Genomic DNA, 18,686 nt, shown 5'->3' with positions numbered 1-18,686 from the left:
TTTTACCTCCTCAAGCCCAGGTCACGCATAAGGTGTCTGAGATTCGACTGAACAACTGGGACTTCCTGCAGCGCGAGCAAACCGGCGCCTACCAGGAACCCAAGTGCACCGAGAATTACAGTAATCCACCCCGCTGCCGAACTCCCAGTCTCGGGGGCTGGGTCCGGCTCCGGCGTTGGCGCCGGGGTACTCGGGGTCGGTGTCGGCGTGGACGTGGGTGCCTCTGTCGATGGTGTCGGCGCAGCGGTCTGGCGCGGCTCACGCACGTACGCCGACACCTTCACGGTGCGCTGCGAGCCGTCCTGGTAGGTCACCACAACCGGCACCTCAACCTTCGACTTCGACTTCACCGACGCGTCCGGCAGCACCTGCAACCTGCCCGAATACTTATCGACGTGCACCTGCCACCCCTTGGCGGCGAAGCTGGCGTCGATACCGAAGGTGGTCTCAGGCGGGACGCGCTGGCCCTGCGGCGTGGAAGCCAAGTCGCCGGCGTTGACGTAGATGTCGCTCCAGCGCGGGCGCTCTTCGTCGGCGATAGCCTTCTTGCGCAGCTCGGCGTCGATAAACTCCTCGGAGCCATCGGGGTACTTCACACGCACGCGCACGTTGTACTTGGCGCCGCCCGGCGCGTCTTTCGGTAGCACGGCGGTGATGCGGCCCGTCTTCGTATCGACGCTCACATCCAACCCAGCGTTCTCCTCAATCGAGAACGTGGTGTTTTCCGGCACCGGGGTCAACATCTCGTAGGACGTGCGGGTGCCGCCGGTCAGCGTTTCCGGCGCGTACCTCGGCGTAAATGCCTCCGCGTCCGGTTTGCTGTGCTTCACCCCGACGTGGAATGGCACATCGGTGGAACTGCCGTCCGGGTAGGACACCGTCACCACCGCGTCCAGCGGCCGGGCACCATTTTCCGGCGCACGCACAACCAGGTTGCCGGTGTCACGATTCACGGACACCTTCCACCCATTGAGGTTCTTGTTGCCCTCGGCGTCCTCGAAGAACACGAAGTCGGTGCCCTCCGGCACGTTGCGAACATCCGTCCTATGCAGGACGATCGGCGTCCCCGGCAGCACCTCGCGGCCAGTTTCATAGGCGTGGTTGTAGCTGCCCGCGATCTGGCGCGGCAGGATGTTGAAGTAGACGGGGACGTGCTGGGTGGAGCCGTCGCTAAAGCTGGCCTTTACCATCACTTGCACGACGTCACCGGCCTTCAGGTCGTCGCCTGTGGCCTTGAACGTGACCATGCCTGGCTGCTCGCCGTCCTCGGCGGTGCCCTCCCGCTCAACGACGCTCGCGTCAGTTTCGCCCTCGATCGAGTAGGAGACCTGTGCCTCTTCCGGGATCGGCTGGTTGAAGAACACCTCGGCGCCCTGCGTCAGGGTCGCCAGCGGCGCGTGGCTGCGGGTCTCTTCGCCCAGGCGGACGAACACGTCCGGGTACTGCAGCTTGTACTCTTCGGCGTACGGGGTTGGGTCGAGCACGTTGACTTTAATTACACGCTGCTCGCCGGTGGAGAGCCGTACCCAGTACCTGCGCTCACCCTTCGATCCGCCCTCGGAGCGCGGCGGCTTCAAGAACACCTCGCCGTCCCTACCGATGGAGACCCAATCCGACACCCCACCGGCTTTCAGCTCATCCTTCGTCGAGACGATCTCCATGCCGCTCGCGATTTCATCGGGGCTCATCACGTTCGTCTCAAGCGTCGTCCCCGCCTTCACGTTGATCGGCGTCCAATCCTCCGAGAAATCAGACTCGACGTGAAGCGTCGCCAGCTCTTCGTACAGCGGGTCCCACACCTTGAAGGAGAACTTGTGATTGCACTTGTCACTACTGCCGACAACACGCACGTTGCCATCCGGCGTCAGCGACACCTGGTAGCCCTCCGCACCCAGGAACTTGGTATTCGGGTCCAACTTCGCCGACGGCACGAACTCGTACACCTCGCCAGGCTTTACGCTCTTCGAGGTAATCGCGAACTTCGGCTTCTCATGAGGAGTGCTGTCCGGTGAGAAGGGGTTCGTCCCCAAGCTCACTTCGTCCTCGTTGCTCACGCCATCGCCGTCGAAGTCCGCGGCTGGGATGGAGAACACACGCTCGTCCTCGCCAACAAACCCGATCAAGAAATCCTTCGCATCAGACGAGCTATCCGGGTAGTCCACTTCCACGCGCGCATGCGTGATGAAGGTGTTCATGAACCACTTCGACACCCGCTCAAACTCCGGCTTCGAGTTCCCAAACTCCTGCTCGTAGGCCTCCGCGAACGCCTCCAGGCCTTTGGCCTTCACAACGAAACGGTTGCCGTCGGAGGCGTCGACAAGCGCGTGGTCCAGCGCCGGCGACTTCCTGCCGTTCTGCTCGCCCTTATACCGAATCGAGCGCACCTTCACCTCAGCATTGCCGAACGGCGTCCCGCTTCGGAACTCCTGGCCTGGCTTCAGCCGCACCAGCAGCTCGCCCGGGTACGGGTCGTACTGCTCAGCCATGTATGGCTTCCGCGTCGTCGTAGTCGGCTTCACACTTGTCGACGTCGGCTTCGCCTCAGTACTCGTCTGCTGCGCGCTGCTCGGCTTCGGCTTCGGCTGCGGCTGCGAGGTGATGCTCGACGGCGACGGCTTTGGCTGCGGTTTTGCGCTCGTCGTAGTTGAAGTAGGCGTCGGCGTTGTCGTCTCCGGAAGCTTCGGCAACGGATTCTTCGCGACACCCCTATCCCTGGCGTCGAACGGGTTCGCCCCCTTCCTGGCCTCCTCGCCATTCGACACACCATCGCCATCAAAATCCCCATCCGGATCGTTGGCGAGGCGGCCGTCGAGACCCAAGAGACGCAGCGGCAACACCGCGCGCTCCTGCACCGAGCCATCCGTGAACTTAATGTCGAAGTCCAGTTCGTTGATCTTCGACTGGTCATCCAAAAACTTCTGAGGATTCCACTTATAAATGGAGTCCTTCCCCGACAGCACCTCTCTGTCATAAACCCCGGCGATTACCCCAGTCTCCGGGGCCCACACGCTCACCTGGTAGCGACGCGGAGCATCAGCGCCGCTGGTGGGCGAAGGCCTCCACGCCACTCCTGAAAAATCAATCTTTTTATAAAGCTTCTCCACCCTGGATATCGTCGCCAGGTCTCCCGACTCCAGCTCACTGCGGCCCAGCTTCCCGGGCCTGACCTCCAACAGCTTGTATTTGATTGGATTCGTCTCGGCCAGCGCCGGGCCCTGCGCCTGCGCATTTGCCTGCACCTGCAGCTCTGTTGGCCCTGCAACCTGCACCAACGGCGTCACGATCAACGCCGCCGCCGCAACAACCACACCCCTCCGCAACCGGGTCCGCACACGCGAACCCGCCCGGCGAGCCTCACCTGCTGCCCGGCCGCGATTATTCGCCACAACGAATCCTTTCTGCAGCAAAAGCCAATGACACTCCCAGGGTAGTCCCCATTATTCGTTTTGCCTAAACCTCCGCAACTTTCTAAATGTTTTCTCATGTGGCGGGTGTGGTTTGTGGGTCAAGAAAGTTCCCCACCAAATCTGCCCAGTGCCAAGAGACGCAATTCCCAAAACAGACACCGCCATAACACCTGGTCACAAAAGTGCTAGAGCTTATTGGTTGCGTCCTTTGGCACTGTAAACAGAAATTGTGGAAGAACAAGGAAACCAGGCGCCCATCCAATGCGTCTAAACAAATATGAATTACAGACAAACACCGCAACCGGAGGCACTACAGATGATCCTCGACTACGCACAACAGTGGCCGACCCACATCGCCAGCGGCTACTCTGCTCTCACCCTTTACAGGTTGCCCTACCTTACAGACACAGCCCCCGTCACATTCATCGGCCCGACCAGTAAGACCCGCTCCCCTACCCCAACAACGCCCGGACTCAAACGCCGCGGAGCCGACGGTATCGCACTCACAACAGTGCACCACTTCGGACACACGATCTACGCAGCGGCCCCCGCGTACGCCACGATTCAGGCGATCCAGATGCTAAAAAGCGGAGAGCACTCTCCTGCCGTCATCACACCCGAGGGGCTCGACCCCCTCCAAGTACGGGCAGTGCAGCTGGTGGATTGCGTTCGCAGGCACCTCAACGTTTCAACATCTTCGCTGCGCCAAGCAGCGGACTGGCGCGTGGAGAAGCGATGGCTCAACAAGGTACTCAAGCTTTCCAGCAAGCTCGTCGACTCGCCGCGCGAAACCGAGCTGCGCCTGCTGCTCCACGCCGTAACAAAGCAACGCCGACTGAAGCTGAGTGAGCAAGTCCCTGTATATAGGGGCCGCCGCCTCGTAACGACGTTCGACTTCGCCATCGAACCGCTTAAAACCGGGATCATGTATGACGGCCAGCACCATTGGGAGTATGACCAGCGCCAGAAGGATGCCCGGATCAACTTGGATCTGGCGTTGGAGGGCTGGACCGTGGTCAGGTTCGCCGCCGCCACGTTTAGTGAGGTGGTCCCACGAATGGAAGAATTACTTGACCGAATGTGAACAGTGCCAAAAGACGCAACCTTATAGATATAGCCCTTTTATAACCAGCGGTTTTAATGGGGCACTCTTAGGAGATTGCGTCTTCTGGCACTGCTATCGAACTACGCGTCCCGCGCCTCAGTCAACAGCACGCCGATCACCCACAACGCCACGGCCCACACGGCGAAGATGCCGAGGGAGGCGCCGAGCTCCCAGTGTTGGGTGGGTTGGTTCATCATGAAGGCGATGAGGTTGTTGAAGGGGAGGAACTTGGCAACGTCTTGGCCGTATTTAGGGATGAACCCGACGATGGTCTCCAGGAGGAGCATCATGGACAGGCCGATGACGATGGCGGCGGACGTGTTGCGGACGATCCAGCCGACGCCCTGGGTGAACAGGGTGAGCAGCGCCATGCCGAGGGGTACTGCCCACAGGGCGCGCTGGGTGGCGCTATTTGTGGTCCAGCCTGCGGGGACGGCGGTGGTGAGGTCGGCGAGGATGAACGCCACGACCACGGCTAGCAGCGTCGCAACCACAACGCCGACGACGCCCACTACGACTTTGGCCAGGGCGACTCGCCAGCGCTGCGGTGTGAGGCGGAAGTTGGTGGCGGGGATGCCGAATCGGTATTCGGTGGTGACGGTCATGGCGGCTTGCACGATGACGACGATCCCGATGGTCATGGAGACGGTCGAGACGACGGTCAGGGGTGTGTAGGGCATGCCGGAGGTGTTGGCCAGCCAGCCGAAGAGTGCGCCGTAGATGCCGGCGACGATGATCATGGCGGCGCTGGTCCACCAGAAGGAGCGGGTGCTGCGGAGTTTGGTCCACTCGGAAAGTATGAGGTTCATGGTTACTTGCCCTCCTGGACTGTGCGGGATGCGAACTGTTCGGTGCCTTCGGTGGATTGGATGTAGGCGTCCTCGAGGGAGGCGTGGTGTTCGCTGAGTTCGGTGAGGATGACGCCGGCTTCGAAGGCGATGCGCCCGATGGTTTCGGGGGTGGCGTCGTTAATGGTGAGGTTGGGTCGGCCGTCGGCGTCGGTGCCTGGGCTGATGCTGGCGCCCGGCGCGCCTGCCTCCACGGCCACCTGCAAACGAGAAAGCCCAGCATCAGCGGCACGCACCACAACGCGGGAGCCGGAGTGGGCCTTGATGAAGTCGTGGACGGAGGTGTCGGCGACGAGTTTGCCCTTGCCGATCACGATGAGGTGGTCGGCGGTCTGCGCCATCTCGGCGAGGAGGTGAGAGGACACCAGGATGGTGCGGCCTTCCTGGGCGAGCGCGCGCAGCAGGGAGCGGACCCAGCGGATACCTTCGGGGTCGAGGCCGTTGACGGGTTCGTCGAGGATGAGGTATTCGGGGTCGCCGAGCAGGGCCGCTGCGATGCCGAGGCGTTGCCCCATGCCGAGGGAGAACCCGCCGACCTTCTTGCCCGCTACGTCGGTCAGCCCGACGAGGGAGAGGACTTCGTCGACGCGGGAGGCGGGAATGCCGGAGGCCTGTGCTTGCCACAGGAGCGTCGCGCGGGCGGAGCGGTTGGGGTGTACACCTTTGGCGTCGAGGAGCGCGCCGACTTTTTGGGCGGGGCGCTTGAGGTTGCGGTAGCTGGTGCCGTCGATAAGACAGCTGCCTGACGTGGGCTTATCCAGGCCGACGATCATACGCATGGTGGTGGATTTGCCTGCGCCGTTGGGGCCGAGGAACCCGGTGACGATGCCGGGTTTGACGCGGAAGCTCACGTCGTCGACGGCGCGGACGGGGCCGTAGACCTTTGACAGGTTTTGGACTTCAATCATGCGAAACAGTATGCCTGAGAATGTCCGGCAGCGCGGCACGCAGCCCCGGGTGTAGGGCGAGTTCTTCGAGTTTTTTCAGGGGAACCCAACGCAGCTCAACGCTTTCTTCGTTGGCGGTGGTCTCGAGTGGCTCGCCGGAGCGCACGCGCGCGAGCACGGTGGTGTAGGTCCAGCCACTGGGTGCGGGGCCGGACGTCACTAATTCCTTTTCGACGTCCACTTCGCCCCCATCGATACCGCATTCTTCTTCCGTTTCCCGCAGGGCGGCTTGGGAGGCCGTTTCGTGTGAGTCGCGGGCGCCGCCGGGGATGCCCCACGTGTCGCCTTGGGCGGTCCAGGGGGCGCGGTGTTGCATGAGCACGACGGGCTCGCCGCCGTGTGTGGCCTGCAGGAAGAGCCCCGCGGCGCCGTGTTTGCCCCACATTTTCTGTCCGTTGGGTCCTTCGACCCATCCGTTGCCGTCTCCTTGCATGTGTTCCACTGTAGGTCGTTTCCTAGAAATAGGTCGGGCCCGGTGGTTATGGTTGAGGAATGACTGTCACGACGCCACCTCCCAGCGACGCCTGGTTGGATGATCTTGCGCTGCATCCGCAGCAGCGCGCGTCGAGTGGGCCGATTCGCGCGGCGCGGCGCCTGGCGGACTTCGTGATCACCACGCCGGGCAAGATGCTGGCGATGATGCTGGTGTTGACGGTGGCGGTGGGCGCGATTGGGTTCGCGCAGAGCCAGTCGATGAGTAAGCGCCAGCACGCACTCGACGTGTTGGTGCAGACCACGGAGCCGATGAGCCACTCCGCGCACGTGCTGCTCACCTCACTGTCGCAGGCGGACACGGTGGCCACGACGGGCTTCGTGCAGGCAGGCTTGATGACGCCGGATGAGGTGAAGGCGTATTTGGCGTCGATAGATCAGGCGGTGATCGCGGCGAGCGACATCTACGAGGGCGCCTCGGAGTTGACGCGGCCGGAGGACCAGGAGCGCATCCAGAACCTGGTGCGTTCCATCCAGCGGGACCTGCCGTTGTACGTGGCGTTCATGGAGCGCGCGAAGGTGAACCAGCGCCTGGGCAACCCGGTGGGCGTGTCGTATATGTCGGAGGCGTCCAGCATGATGCGTGAGCGGATGATCACCTCGGCGAACACGTTGTTTGCGCTGACGCAGCGCCAGGTGGCGGTGGAGATGGTGCGCCTCAACGCGCCGCAGTGGGTGCCACTTTCGGGCCTGGTTGCGGCGCTGTTGCTGCTGGCGGGGGCACAGTGGTGGCTGTGGCGCACGTTCCGCCGCCGCTGGAATAAGGGCTTCGTGGCGGCGACGGCGGCGATGGTGGTGGCGCTGGCGTGGGTCGCGGGCTCGAACTTCATTTCGTGGCGCTCGGGCGTCATCGGGTTCGAGCAAGCCGCGGCACCGCTGCGCCAGCTTACCGACGCCCGCCTCCGCGCCCAGGAGGCCCGCACCGACGAGACGATGGCGCTGCTGCGCCGCCAGTCCGTTGCGGAGTCGGCGGAGTCCTTTGAGTCCACGTACCAGGGGGTGAGCGCGGCGTTGGATACGGCGTCGGATGCGCCGGAGGTGGCGTCGGCAAGACGGGCGCTGGAGCAGTGGTCGCAGGCGCACGGCGAACTCGTCTCGACGCTGGACGCCGGCCGGTTTGAGCGCGCCGTCGACGTGCTGATGGTCGATAGTGTGGACCACCCGAGCGCGTCCACCGCGTACACGGAGCTGGACGCGAACATGGTGACGTTGATTGAGTCGGCGCGCGCCGAGATGCGCAACTACATCCACACCTCCCTGGACGCGACAAGGCTGGTGTCGACGGTGGTCGCGCTGCTGTCGCTGCTGGCGGTCATCAGCATGTGGTTCGGGGCGCAGCGGCGATTCAGGGAGTACGTATGATGCGCAGAGCTGGCTCGTTGTTGGTGGCGCTCGCGGTGGCGGCGGGCGCAGTGGGGTGTGCGCCGCGGTCCGCACTGGAAGACTTGCCGACGGGGGCGGCGTCCACGGCGCACGAGGCGATCCCGTTGCCGCCCGGCGCGCTGCTGGACGGAGCGGGCAAGCAGCCGTCGATTGAGTTTGTGCCACACGGCCTGGACTGGGAAGGCTCGCTGCGCCCGCGCCCATCCGCCCCGGAAGATGACCCCGCCATGGAGCAGATCCGCGAGCGCGGCCGGCTCATCGTGGGCGTGGAGCAGTCCCAGTACCTGCTGTCCTACCGCGATATGGTGCGCGGGCAGCTTCGCGGGTTCGAGGTGGAGCTGGCCCGGGAGATCGCCCGCGACCTTTTCGACGACCCCGAGGCGGTGGACTTCCGCTTCGTGGACTCGGCCTCGCGCGCAGAACTGCTCCGGGAGGGGCGCGTGGACATTGTGATCAGGACGATGTCCATTACCCCGGAGCGCGCCTCCAAGGTAGCGTTCTCCACCCCCTACCTGAAGTCCCAGGTCAGGGTGCTGGCCCCGATCGATCGCGGCATCACGAGCATGGACGACCTGCCCGAGCGCACCGTGTGCGTCGTCGACCGCACGACGCTGCTCAACATCGTGCGCACCCTCGCGCCGCACTCCCCGGTGTTGCGCACCCGCTCCTGGTCCGACTGCCTCATGGCCACCCAGCAGTTCCAGGCCGACGCCATCATCGCCGACGACGCCATCCTCGCCGGCATGCTCGCCCAGGACCCGCACACCGATATCCTGCCGGACGTGCTGGCCACCCAGTACTATGCCGTCGGCATCCCGCTTGAGCACGACTCAGTAGTGCGGCAAGTCAACGCGACCATCGAGCGCATCCGCACCGACGGCACCTGGCACCGCATGTTCCAGGAGTGGCTGGCGGATTCCACCACAGACCCCTACCCCCCACCGCTGATGTACCGGGAGGAACCCAATGAGCACGAATGACCCAGGCACCGAGGCCGTCGCCTTCGACCCCTTCGCCGACGACGACGATGACGACGACCTCTTCGAGTACGACGACTCCATGTCCGCCCTCCTCGAAGACCTCGAGGCGCTGCGGCAGGAGAAGCGGCAGGAGGATACCTCGCAACGCTCGCGGCGCCGCGCACTCGACCGGTTCCGCGAACTGCGCGGCACGCAGCGCGAAACCCGCACCGTCGCCGACGGCATGGTCGAACTGCCCTGGGTCCACCCCATCAACCCCACCGACGCCCTTCGGGACCCATCCACCTTCGAAGGCGTCCCCGCCCCGGCGCTGAAGCCCGGCGACCTGGTCGCCGAACAATACGAAGTGCTCGGCACCATCGTACACGGCGGCATGGGCTGGATCTATTTAGCCGCCGACCACTTCGTCTCCGGGCGAAACGTGGTACTCAAGGGGCTGCACTCGGCCCGCAACAAAGACGAGGAAGCCGCCGCCGTCGCCGAGCGCGAGTTCCTCGCCGACATCACCCACCCCGGCATCGTGAAGATTTTCAACTTCATCGACGACCCACGCGTGCCCGGCGGGTTCATCGTGATGGAGTACGTAGGTGGGCCGTCGATAAGCAGGTGCGACGTTGACATCGCGATCGCCTACATCCTCGAAGTGCTGCCCGCGCTCGACTACTTGCACTCGCGCGGCGTCGTGTACAACGACCTGAAGCCCGACAACATCATCGTCACCGAAGACCAGGTCAAACTCATCGACCTCGGCGCGGTCTCCGGCATCGGCTCCTACGGCTTCATCTACGGCACCAAAGGCTACCAAGCGCCCGAAGTAGCTACCGACGGCCCCTCCGTCCAATCCGATATCTACACCATCGGCCGCACCCTCGCTGCCCTCATCATCGACCTCCCACACGACGCCGACATCCCCACCCCCACCACCGAACCCCTCTTCCGCCGCTACATCTCCCTCTACCGACTCATCGCCCGCTGCTGCGCCCCCAACCGCGACGACCGCTTCGACTCCGTCACCCAACTCGAAGCCCAACTCCTCGGCGTCCTGCGCGAAGTGCTCGCCATCCGCGACGGCCGCACCTTCCCTGCCCAACACTCACTTTTCTCCCCGCAGCGCCGCACGTTCGGCACCAAGCACGTCGTCTTCCGCACCGACCAACTCATCGACGGCATCACCCGCACCGTCACCATCACGCCCCAGGAAGTCAACATCGCCCTGCCCGTCCCACTTGTCGACGCCACCGACCCCGGCGCCGCCACCCTCCAAAGCACCACCTACTCCGAACCCTCCGAAACCCTTGCCGCCCTGCGCCAAGCGCTTGCCGAGGACCGCCACCCCGACTCCATCGAAATCCCCTTCGCCGTCGCCCGCACCCTCCTCGACCTCGGCTTCACCACCCAAGCGCGCACCTGGCTCGACTCACTTGACGAGGGCCTTCGGAAGAACTGGCGCTACCACTGGTACACCGGCATCACCAACCTGCTGACCAGCAAATACACCGACGCCCAGGTCTCCTTCTCCCGCGTCCTGCAAATCCTGCCCGGCGAATCCGCCTCCAAACTAGCGCTTGCCGCCGTCGCCGAACTCCTCCTCCAATCCGCCGACCTCCACGACACCGCGTTGCTGGAACCCCGCGTCGCCCGCGGCGCCGCCGGCATGAACCGCCACCTCGACGAACTCCCCAACACCGTCTTCGAACACCTCCACGAAACCGGCTCCCTCGACCCCGACTGGTCCATGGTCACCACCAACCCCGCCATGCTGCGCTTCCACGCCATCCGTCTCTACGCCCTGGTCTGGAGCACCAACCCCACCACCGTCTCCTCCGCCTTCGGCCTGGCCCGCCAACTCATGCACGAAAATCAACCCGAGCTTGCCGCCGCTGCCCTGGACCGCGTCCCCGTCGCTTCCCGACACAACCGCCTCGCCCAACTCACCTCCATCCTCAGCCTGGTCACCGACCCCACCGAGCCGCGCATCCGCGAGGCCGCCCTTCGCCTCCAACGCATCCCCAACACCGAACCCCGCTACCTCCAGATCAAGGTCTTCATCCTCCGCGCCGCCCTCACCTACACCCTCGACGGCCACCACCCCGACCCCTCCCCCATCCTGGACACGAGGTTCACCGCGCACGAACTCCAAAACGAACTCGCCAGGACCCTGCGCGCCCTGGCCAGAGTGGCGCCCTACCTCCAACACCGCTTCGACCTCGTGGACATGGCCAACAAGATCCGTCCCGTGACGTGGTTCTAGGGTTTGCTTGGGTTTCTAGGCTTTCGGGTGCTGCGCGCACCACATTCCAGGGTTTCGGCGGGCGGGTTTTACGTTTGCCCAGGTCGTTGGTTTCTCGGGAGTGAATTTGGTGCGCGCCTCACTCGGCCCTGCACCACATTCCGGGATTTCGGCGGGCAGGTTTTGCGTTTCCCCAGGTCGTGGGTTTCTCGGGAGGGAATTTGGTGCGCACCCCACTAGGGGCGTCGAGCGTACACCCCTCTCACCCGAGAATTTCCCATTATCCACCTACCCGCATCAGGACTTATCCAGCTGGTCACATTTTCAATTGCACGCAACGCGCGATCAACATTTTCAAGCTCCACCTCGCGATCCGCCTTGACTAGGGGCTCGTGATGGGCACACCGGTTCCTCAACCGATAAACAATCTGTATCTCGCTTACAAACTCTTCAATAGAATGACGATGTTTAATGGCCGAGATAAGCTTCGGGTGGATAGTCGCACTATGTCGGTTATCAAAAATGTGAACCCAGAAATCGAGTGCCACCTCTACAATCACCCGCCCCGGAGGCGGATCCACTTCTCCCGCACGCCTTTTAGCCTTTGCTATACCCCCGCTTGTCAATGCTATTAAAGTTCAGCCCAGCGGGATTCGACGAAGAGTTTATATTGCCATACCACCTCTCCCCCCCAAGCTTTAACAACACATCGATCAATCCAATTGCGCAGCAGTACTTCAAAATGCTCAATGTCTTCAAGGAATGCTTTGGCCAGTTGTGCATTCCAAAGGTATAAGTCGACAGGATTTTTCTGGCCCGAAAAGGTCTCCATACGCGGAACCGAGAACCAACACTCTAGGTCAGCGAGCGAAGCGGAGACTTCCGGGTTCTGACAGATCGGCTGGTTCTCTCGTACAGTCATAGCGCGAAGTATATATACCAAACGATATTGGCGTTAGTGTCACTCCATTGACTTACTCCTTCGAATCCGATAGCCTCGACCAACGAAGGCCCCAGGACGATCCCTGCATTAAGTTGCAAATCGCTGGGGTCATTGCTTTTCCGTCTCTACCTGGCACCACATTCCAGGATTTCGGCGGGCAGGTTTTACGTTTTCCCAGGTCGTAGGTTTCCCGGGAGGGAATTTGGTGTCTCCGCCTGAGGCGCCGGTGCCAAAAGACGCATTCGCCTTTTATCTTGTCCTTTTACTACCAGCACGTTTGAACATCTGGTCCAATTCGAGTTGCGTCCCTTGGCACCGCCTCCTAGCAAGGCGCACCACATTCCAGGATTTCGGCGGGCAGGTTTTGTGTTTCCCCAGGTCGCGGGTTTCTCGGGAGGGAATTTGGTGCGCATCCCACCCGGCCCGACACCAAATTCCTCAATTTCCCCTACCCCAAAGAAATTCCCCCAGGTCACAATCTGGACCTGGGGGAATTTGGTACAAACCCAATCAGCGAGCTTAGAAGCCGCCTAGGCCGACGGCTGCGGCCACAATACCGAGCAGCGCCAGCAGGCCGACAACGATGCCGACGATGGCACCGCCGGACAGGCCACCCGTTTCCCCACCCTTGCCTGGGTTCTGCTGCTGCGCAGTCGAAGGCGCAGGGTGGGCGGTTGGGCGAGTGGTCGGCTTGGCAGGGCGCGCGGGAGCCGGGGCGTCGTAGGTTCCGCTCGGCGCGGCGTTCAGTGAGGTCACTGGTGCTTGGCCGGCGCGGGTCGGGATGACGGCGTTGGCCTGGGTTGCCAGCGGCTTGGTTGGGCGTGGCCCGGCACCGCCTTTCGCCTTGCCCACGGTCTGCTCTGCCCGCTTGAGCAGGTCGGACTTCTTCTTGCGAAGTTCCCGTATGAGCTTCGCGGTGTCTTCGCCGTTGTAGTTGAGGGCGGAGAACTCGATGGTTTCGTCGGCGACAATATCGTTGTCCTGGTTAAACACCCGGAATGTGATCGGCATGGTGGAGCCGGTGTAGCCGGCGGTGTTGGTGATCGGGACGCTGATGGGCAGTTTGGACTCGTCACTGAGGGCGCCTTCGATGGTGTATTCCTGCTCGTAGCGGCCTCCTGGGTAGGTGGCCTGGAGGCGGAACTTGTGGATGTCGATGCCCAGGTTGGACAGCTCCAAGGCGATCTTGGAGTCGGTGCGGTTGGCGATGATGATGTTGCCAGCGCGCTCCTCGTTGCGCACGCGCAGGCCGGCCTTGCCGTTGTTGAATTCGGCGGAGTAGACCTCGAGTTCGCGGACGGTTGGTTCGTCGTCGGCGTGTTCGTGGTCGTCGTGGCCGGGGGTGCCGGTGGTGCCGTTGGCGCGGCCGATTTGGCCGCCGATGAAGGCGAGGTTTGGCCAGTCGGGGTCGATGTCGTAGTCGCCGGTGTAGCACTGGACGGTCTGGCATGCCTTCGGCAGCTTGCCCGTCGGACGAGAGTGCTCGTTGGAGTAGCGGAAGTCAGTGAACTGGTAGAGGTAGTTCATGACTGAGAGGTAGCCGGGCACGTAGTCAGAGATTGGGCGGCTGGTGTCGGCGAGTGGCCCGGAGTGGGTCAGGCCGAGGTTGTGGCCGAACTCGTGCAGGATGGTGTTTCGCAGCTGGTCCTGCGAGGTCATCATGCGGTTCTTTGCGACGTAGAAAGCGCCGTCCCCGATCAGTGCGTTGCCTGAGGAGAAGTTGGTGCGGGTTTGTTGGTCGCCGATGACGCCGACGCGGAACACGGTTTGGCGTCCGTTGAGGAGGCGGTCGCGGTCCTCGAGCATCTTGATACCGGGGACTTTGCCTTCGAAGTAGTACGGGGTGAAGTCTTCGGTCGGGCCGCCTTGTGGGTGCTCGAGGCGCATTGGGTTGTAGTAGTCGCCGGCGTCGATGTGCAGGTTGATGTTCTGCTGCGCGAAGGCGTCAACGAGGTCGTTGAGGGTTTGGCGCGACGGGCGGTACACGTTGGTGTTGGCTTCGGAGCAGTCGAGGAACTTGCGGAAGTCTTCCTCGGTTGGCGCGTATTTGCGCTGCTCGGAGCACTTCTTGGTTTCCCATTCGGACTTCATCCAGTTGAGTTGGAGGAAGAGGTCGACCTTCTTGGGGTCCGCGCCCCACTTCTGGAGCGGGAAGACATTGCCGTTATCGTCGGTGAAGCCGTTTTCTTCCCATTCGTCGGGGAAGCCGTCGCCGTCGGTGTCGATGGTGCCTTGGGCGACGTCGAGGGTCATGGCGGTGGTGGCGCGCAGCGTGCCGTCGGCGGGTACGTCTTGTTCCCAGACGCCGGCGACGAAGTGGGCGTCGTCACCTGTGCCGCGGTTGATGGCGTCGTGGCGCTGTTCGCCTTTGCCCTTGCTGGTGGCGCCCATGAAGTCGATGTTGATTTTGTAGGCGTTGCTGACGTCGACGTGGTAGCCGTCGCCGCGGGGGACGCCGGTGACTTGGAAGTCGCGGTCGATGATGCCGCTAGCCATCTCGACGCGCATGTTGGCGGCCTGGCCGGTGGTGTTGCGCAGGTCAACGGTGACTTGGATGGAGTCGTCGCCAACGACGAAGGTGCGGGTCATTTCGACGCCGGAGTTGGGGTCGGTATGGCGCAGCACGACGCGGTCGGTGTTCCCGACGGGCTTAGCTTCGACGACTTCGGTGGCGTTGCCGACGTAGCTCATGGGTGAGCCGTTGACGGCGCCGTCGATGTAGAAGGCGTTCTGCAGCAGGCGCGTGGTGCTTTCTGGGTGGTTGAAGTACATCCAGGACACGCGCGCTTTGTTCACGTCGACGCGGAAGTTGCCGACGTTGGAGTCGCGGTTGACGCCGATGGCGAAGCTGCCTGGGGTAATGGCCGCATCCGCGTGTGGAGCCACGACGATGCCTGCGGCGACGCTAACGCTTGCGAGTATCGCTGCGATGCGTTGTTTGTTGGTTTTGCCGGTCACTGTCGTTGTCCTCTCAGCGCTGCGGGTTGATTGGGAATGCTAGGAATGTGCGGAAGAAGTCGCGGTGTTCGTACAGGGAGTATCCGAGCCCGCCCAGGAAGGCGAGCAGGCCGAGCACGAAGCCCGCGATTTTGACCCCTGGCGGAATCTCACTGCTTGTCGACGACCCCTTCTCCACCTCCTGCGGCCCCTTCACCACCTGCACTCGGAGGAGCTTGGTGGCCTGGGAGCCGTCTGCGAAGCTGACCACGACCGGGACTGGCACGATGCCAGGTGCCGTGCCAGCAGGTGGCGTGATGGTGAGTTCGCCAGTGGTGGCGTCAATGCCGATCTTCCAGTCGGCGAGCGCCTTCGGCAGCTGGCCGAGGGCAAACGCCTCCTTGGCGGCCCCGGCCGGCTTCGGCACTACGTAGGTGGTCGCCTTGCCCGGGTAGGCCTTGATGGTGTCGTTGAACTCTGGGGTGGCCTCGGCCAGGGACGGCTTGCCGTCGGTGGTCAACACGGAGATGCGTGCGTTCGCGATGGTCGTGGAGCCGTCCGGGAAGTTGATGCGCACCGGGACTTCGCGTACGCCCGGAACTGCGTTCGGGCGGGCGCCGACGGTGAGGGCGCCGGTGGTGGCGTCGATACGAGTGTCGAGGCCGCCGACTGGGTTGAGCAGCGAGTAGTGCGCGCCCTTCAGCGTCGGGGTGAGCGTGACGGTTTCGCCTGCGCGGACCTGGGTTGGGTCGTACGCGTTGGAGACTGCCCCGCCCATCGCTTTGACGGCGGTGGCTTGCACCTCGACGAGCTTCTGGGAGCCGTCCTCGAAGGTGACCACGATCGGGATCATGGTGCGGTCCCCGACGTGCGCCGATGCGGGGGCGGCGACGGTGAGCGCGCCGGTGGTCGCGTTGACGGCGGCCTTCCAGCCGTCCGCGGCGAAGTCTGCGGAGATGGCGTAGGTGGCTCCCTTCGGTGCGACCTTCGGGTCGTGCGTGACGGGGTTCGCGCCGACAGGGACACCCAGTGGGATCCAGGACGGCTGCTCGCGGTGGGCCTGCGAGTCGCGGGCGACGTTGAACTGCACTACCTTCGAGCCACCGTCGGGGAAGTTGATGCGCACGCCCAGGTCGTAGCCCTGGCCGGGCTTGGCGTCCTTCGGCAGGGTGACCTTGATCTGGCCGGTCTTCTCGTCGACGTCCACGCGCAGACCAGCCACGCCGCCGAGCGCAGCTGCGCCTTCCAGTTCGAACTTCACGCCGGTCGGGATGTCGCCCTTCGGCGTGATGGTGACGGTGCCGTCGTCGCCGACGACGGTGTCCTCAAAGTCCAGGTTGGAGGTGTAGGCCTGCGGCTTCGCGTCCCGCACGCCGATCACGGCCACGACCGTCTTTTGGGAACCGTCCGCGTACCGCGCAACGACTTCCACGTTCAGCGGTTTCGCGTCCTGCGCTGGGGCGGTGGCGGTGATGGTGCCGGTGGTGGCGTCGATAAACAGGTCCCAGCCCTGGTACTTGGAGGCCTTCGTCAGGATGGCGAACTCGGGGTCGGAGGCAGGGTCGAAAGGTTCGGTGAGATTGACCTTGATGGTTTCGCCCTCGAAGGCCTCGCGGCGCTCGTACTCAAACTTCTGTGTTTGCGCGAACTGCGGCGCCAGCACCTGGAAGTGCGCGACGATCTCCTTCGTGCTGCCGTCAGGGTAGGTGACGGTGACGGGCACATCGATGGGCTTTCCAACCTCAGCATCCAGGTCCGCCGAAAGGGTGATCTGGCCCGTGTGCTGGTTCAGCTTCACGCCTTCGGACTTCGTGCTAAACGACGCCTCCTTCGGCAACGGCTGGCGCTCAAAGACCATGCCGTTGTAGCCCAGGCGGGCGTACGGCGCAGGTGAGGTGGCGGTGCCGCCGGCGCGGACGTAGGTGTCCGAGTAGGAGGAGTCGTAGCGCTCGGAGTCCTTGACGGCTGCGGTGACCTCGACGGTGATGGTGTCCTGCTCGCCCTTCTCGGTGCGAACCTTCATGGTGTAGGTGCCCGGCTTCACTTCACGCGACGGGGCGGCGTATACGGCGCCGTTGGCGAAGACGGTGAACCAGTCCGGGTTACCCGGCTCCGCGAGCACGCGCACGCCTTGCGTGGAGCGAGCAGGGGTCACGCCGGTTTCCTCGCCGGCGCGAACCTTGATGGGGTTCCACTCGAACTGGTCAGGGGCGGCGGGACCCTCGGGGTCCGAAGGGTCCGAAGGGTCGGACGGGTCGGTCGGCTCACTTGGCTCCGGTGCGCTCTCGTCCACCGTCAGCTCGAAGGAATCACGCTTGTGCGTGCCGTCCTCCGTGACCTTGTCCACAACGACCTCGGAGGTGCCCTCCTTCGTCGGTGTGCCGACGATCGCGTGCTGCTCGCCGTCGTACTCCAGGCCCTCCGGCAAGCCCTCAACCTCCACGGAGGAGGCATCCTCGACGTCGAGCGGGATGTGCACGTCGGTGCCGGGACGCACTGGCGGGACCTCGGAAGGTGCGATGTCGGCGTCCTCCGGCTCGCCGAGCTCAGCCGAGTCGGCGACGGTGATGGTGAACGTTTCCTCGAGCGTCTCGCCTGCACCGGTGACACGCGCGGTGACGTTGAACGTGCCGGTCTGCGCCGGGCGGCCGTTGATGAAGAAGTACGAACCAGAGCCGAGGCGCGCCTGCGCCGACGTGCTCAGGCCCGCGGGCAGGCCCTCGACTTCGAGGACCGCGGTAGCCGGGACGTTCCACGCCATCACGCGGCGCGGCTGGATCAGGCGACCCTCCCAGTACTTCTGGTCCTTGACCGGCTCGATGGTTGGGCCATCCGCACGGGTGACGTTGGCTTCGACGTCCTTGGTGGAGTCGTCAGCAAAGGTGATGGTCACTGGCACCTTGAACGTAGTGGTTTCGATGCCTTCGCCGGCGGTGGCGTTGAGGGTGCCGTCGTCGGAAAACGTGAGGTGCCAGCCGGTGGGCGTCGAAAAGCCTTCCTTAAGCTCCCACTTCACGGGGGTGCCGATCTTGTTCCAGACGGCAGTCCAGAAGTTGCGCTTCAGCTGTGGCTTCGACGATTCAGTCTTGCCGGGCGCGACGACGAGGTCCGGGAACGTGACGTCCGTACGGGCCGCCTCAGTGCGTGGCGTTTTCCATGACGTGGACTCAGCAGTGGGCTCCTGCGCCGTGGCTGTACCTGCCACCGCCGGGGCACCCGTGATTATCAACGATGCCCCAAGTGCGCATGCCGCTACCGACACCCCACCTCGCCGCTTCGCCCCGTTGCGACCGCTCACGTTGCCCATCATCGTTCCTTCTTAAAACTTTCCGTAAATTGCTAAACGCTACTCAGTGTACTCACTATGCAGACATTTGCCTTTACAGCTGTTGACATGCCGTTTTAAATTCTAAC

General features: G+C 63.5%; 11 protein-coding genes. 4 read left to right on the top strand and 7 right to left on the bottom strand.

All coding sequences use genetic code 11. The features are described 5' to 3' along the window. Positions 1-2: 2 nt before the first annotated feature. Complete coding sequence (locus tag BJP05_RS01395; protein ID WP_145945226.1) at positions 3-3,386, bottom strand: Rib/alpha-like domain-containing protein; 3,384 nt, start codon at positions 3,384-3,386, stop codon at positions 3-5. Positions 3,387-3,684: 298 nt separating this feature from the next. On the opposite strand from BJP05_RS01395, the gene BJP05_RS01390 reads away from it, so the two are divergent. After that, positions 3,685-4,491, top strand: coding sequence for a hypothetical protein (locus BJP05_RS01390; protein WP_070361846.1), 807 nt, complete (start codon positions 3,685-3,687; stop codon positions 4,489-4,491). Positions 4,492-4,592: 101 nt separating this feature from the next. Here the strand turns inward: BJP05_RS01390 and BJP05_RS01385 are convergent, their stop codons facing one another. From BJP05_RS01385 to BJP05_RS01375, 3 genes are read right to left on the bottom strand one after another with little or no spacing between them, the layout of a single operon-like run. Then, a complete protein-coding gene (locus tag BJP05_RS01385) occupies positions 4,593-5,321 on the bottom strand; it encodes an ABC transporter permease (protein WP_070361845.1) in 729 nt (242 codons plus the stop codon). 2 nt (positions 5,322-5,323) lie between these two features. After that, positions 5,324-6,268, bottom strand: a complete 945-nt coding sequence (locus tag BJP05_RS01380) for an ABC transporter ATP-binding protein (protein ID WP_070361844.1) — start codon at positions 6,266-6,268, stop codon at positions 5,324-5,326. Then, complete coding sequence (locus BJP05_RS01375) at positions 6,261-6,740, bottom strand: NUDIX domain-containing protein (RefSeq protein WP_070363429.1); 480 nt, start codon at positions 6,738-6,740, stop codon at positions 6,261-6,263. Before BJP05_RS01375 ends, BJP05_RS01380 begins: the two co-directional genes overlap by 8 nt. A 59-nt stretch (positions 6,741-6,799) precedes the next feature. On the opposite strand from BJP05_RS01375, the gene BJP05_RS01370 reads away from it, so the two are divergent. Genes BJP05_RS01370 through BJP05_RS01360 form a run of 3 tightly spaced genes read left to right on the top strand, consistent with a single transcriptional unit; the run spans position 6,800 to position 11,413 of the window. Continuing rightward, positions 6,800-8,161, top strand: a complete 1,362-nt coding sequence (locus BJP05_RS01370) for a hypothetical protein (protein WP_070361843.1) — start codon at positions 6,800-6,802, stop codon at positions 8,159-8,161. Further along, positions 8,158-9,162, top strand: a complete 1,005-nt coding sequence (locus tag BJP05_RS01365) for a transporter substrate-binding domain-containing protein (RefSeq protein WP_240492782.1) — start codon at positions 8,158-8,160, stop codon at positions 9,160-9,162. The genes BJP05_RS01370 and BJP05_RS01365 overlap by 4 nt, the downstream gene beginning before the upstream one ends. Then, positions 9,149-11,413, top strand: a complete 2,265-nt coding sequence (locus BJP05_RS01360) for a serine/threonine protein kinase (RefSeq protein WP_070361842.1) — start codon at positions 9,149-9,151, stop codon at positions 11,411-11,413. Before BJP05_RS01365 ends, BJP05_RS01360 begins: the two co-directional genes overlap by 14 nt. A 610-nt stretch (positions 11,414-12,023) precedes the next feature. Here the strand turns inward: BJP05_RS01360 and BJP05_RS11085 are convergent. The 3 genes from BJP05_RS11085 to BJP05_RS01345 all read right to left on the bottom strand — a co-directional run bounded on the left by BJP05_RS11085 (position 12,024) and on the right by BJP05_RS01345 (position 18,579). Then, positions 12,024-12,314, bottom strand: a complete 291-nt coding sequence (locus BJP05_RS11085; protein WP_145945225.1) for a hypothetical protein — start codon at positions 12,312-12,314, stop codon at positions 12,024-12,026. A gap of 540 nt (positions 12,315-12,854) precedes the next feature. Beyond that, positions 12,855-15,293: a hypothetical protein gene (locus BJP05_RS01350; RefSeq protein WP_070361840.1), complete on the bottom strand. Its 2,439-nt coding sequence runs from the start codon at positions 15,291-15,293 to the stop codon at positions 12,855-12,857. Between the two features lie 13 nt (positions 15,294-15,306). Further along, positions 15,307-18,579: a Rib/alpha-like domain-containing protein gene (locus tag BJP05_RS01345; RefSeq protein WP_070361839.1), complete on the bottom strand. Its 3,273-nt coding sequence runs from the start codon at positions 18,577-18,579 to the stop codon at positions 15,307-15,309. Between the last annotated feature and the right edge of the window lie 107 nt (positions 18,580-18,686).

Origin of the sequence: Corynebacterium sp. NML98-0116, from assembly GCF_001767255.1 — a bacterium.
In the GTDB taxonomy this organism is placed as follows: Bacteria; Actinomycetota; Actinomycetes; order Mycobacteriales; family Mycobacteriaceae; genus Corynebacterium; species Corynebacterium pseudogenitalium.
Note: the sequence above shows the minus strand (reverse complement) of the source record. Positions and strands in the feature narration are given on the sequence as shown.